1 protein-coding gene is annotated in these 2,330 nt (G+C 35.9%); it reads right to left on the bottom strand.

Annotated features, from left to right (window positions below; genetic code table 11):
• Window positions 1–458: hypothetical protein (locus A5758_RS25595; protein ID WP_156622490.1), on the bottom strand; the 458-nt coding region annotated here is incomplete at its 3' end.
• Window positions 459–2,330 lie beyond the last annotated feature (1,872 nt).

Raw genomic sequence — 2,330 nt, 5'->3', positions numbered from 1 at the left:
TTCTCCGCCCTCACAGTACTTGGAAAGTACTTTTCTAAAAAGGTGTCTTTGAACACCTGCCAAGTGATCTGCCTTCCCTGGTGAGCTAAAAGTTCTCTAGCTCCACGCCACCAGTATTCTGCTTCATCTTTTAGCATATATGCAGCAAAGATTACTTGCTGCTCCTCAGTACAGCCCATCACTTCAAAGATTTTCTCTAACTCCCTTATCCATCTTTCAGCTACAATCGGGTCAAAACCGCCTTGAAAACAAGGTGGACTAGTCCTCAAGAACTCGGATATGCCGTTATCATTTCCAGCCATCCGGTTGTTAGCACCGTTCACCCTATTCGAGTTATTAGCATTCTGGAGGTATTGTAGGATTTGATTAGTGGTCATGACTTGGTCTCGAATTGCCGTGGCCAGGTTGTGCAGGGTTTCCTCCGCATTGTTTGCCGGATTCCTCCTTGGTGGTGCCATTTCCTACTGTGGCAAAAACAAAATTATGCTGCTATTGAGGTGATCAAGCCCAATAGTTAGTTCAAAAATATTTAACAGCAGTCATAACACCACCTCGGCATGTAGATAAGAAACACTAGTAATTTCTTACCTATATGAATTCACTAATCCCTACACAGCACAACCACAAACATACTCAAGACACTATAAGATCGATTCAGATAACCATCCACCCACTGGCCATCTAGGATCGACCTGCTCTGATACCAATTATGTAACAACTCCATTTAAGTAACAATTTTTTTTTACATACCATGAAGTTATTACCTCGTTACAACTTAACTCAAAATAACATTTATTTAATTTATACAATACAGAGTTTACATACATATCATTAATCAATAACATCCATACAAAAGTCTAACACATATATAATTACATCTTATTCATCCCTGTTGACCAGTTCCGGAGATACGGGTGCGGGTGGTTGCACCTTCACCGGGATTTTAGTCAACTCGACCATAGACACCACATATATTACTGAGATCAGCTCAAAATAGAGTAACTCGATCCAACATATGCTAAAAACCAGTGCCATAGAGAAAATCTGCATGATTATTCTTCTGAACATGATATGGAAATATAGTGAGAATTAAATCCCAGTAAGTTCAACAATAAATCATCATCAATATAGCTCATCACATCATGTTCAGCTGTATAAACTACAGTAAATATCTTTGGTCACATGAATGCACTATATTTATGCACATGAAAATCGTATAATAATGACATGTATGATAAGATTAACTATTTTCAGAATGACATATGATGACTATCAAATTATTCTCATATCAAGCTACCCCGGTCAGGGTGAGTATTTTCTACTCTCCGGTACGGGCTTTTCTCGCTCCGCCCGACATGGCCCACTTTCTCTTTCTTTTCTTATTAACATGATCATAACCGTTGGTAGGGCGTCCCCTACTGGTGCACCACACGGATTTGCCATGTGACCGTGCTCATTTCTTTTCTTTTCACAATAATAGTCAACATATGCTTTTAATAACAAGTATGTTCATCAAAATATAATTATTACCAAAAATAACATTGGTAATCATGCCATGAACATAACTATTTCAAATATCACTTTATAAAATATTTCCATATCAAAATTTCACACTTAAGATGGTAAGAAGTTCATACAACGGCAGTGGCTATGGTATATACAAGTTATTTATAAGATTCTTCTTCTTTTTTAAATATTAATTTTATTTCTTTATTTTCTTGATGCAAGTTTTCATCCTATCTGACCTTCTCTTACTAATCAGAGCATAACTCCCTCAATTTAACTCCGATGTAGGTGATCTTGGTGTCAATTTAAAGATAAAACAATTATCTAAAACTATTATGTTGAACATATTAGCCAAATATTAAGAACTCAAGGTGATATGACTCCCTAAAAGTACAGATTATTTCTTCTCGGGTAGGTTCTGACCTCTACCTACTAATCTGTCCATAACTCCCTCATACGAATTCCAAATTAAGTGATTCCAGTGGCTAAAAATCCATAACACATATATCTATAATTCTTATGTTAACCATTTATTTTAATTCCCTACAGAAAATTCCCAGAAATTAAAACACAGAAGCTATCCTAACATATTCTTCACTGATTAACCAATTTCCGACCACTGCATACTAATCAGACCATATCTACCTCATATGAACTCCAAATTGAATGATTCCAGTGGCTAAAAATCCATGAGACATATATCTATAATTCTTATGTTAACCATTTATTTTAATTCCCTACAGAAAATTCCCAGAAATTAAAACACAGAAGCTATCCTAACATATTCTTCACTGATTAACCAATTTCCGACCACTGCATACTAA

It is taken from the genome of Mycobacterium sp. 852014-50255_SCH5639931, assembly GCF_001665605.1.
In the GTDB taxonomy this organism is placed as follows: Bacteria; Actinomycetota; Actinomycetes; order Mycobacteriales; family Mycobacteriaceae; genus Mycobacterium; species Mycobacterium paraffinicum.
This window is presented reverse-complemented; position numbering and strand designations above follow the sequence as displayed.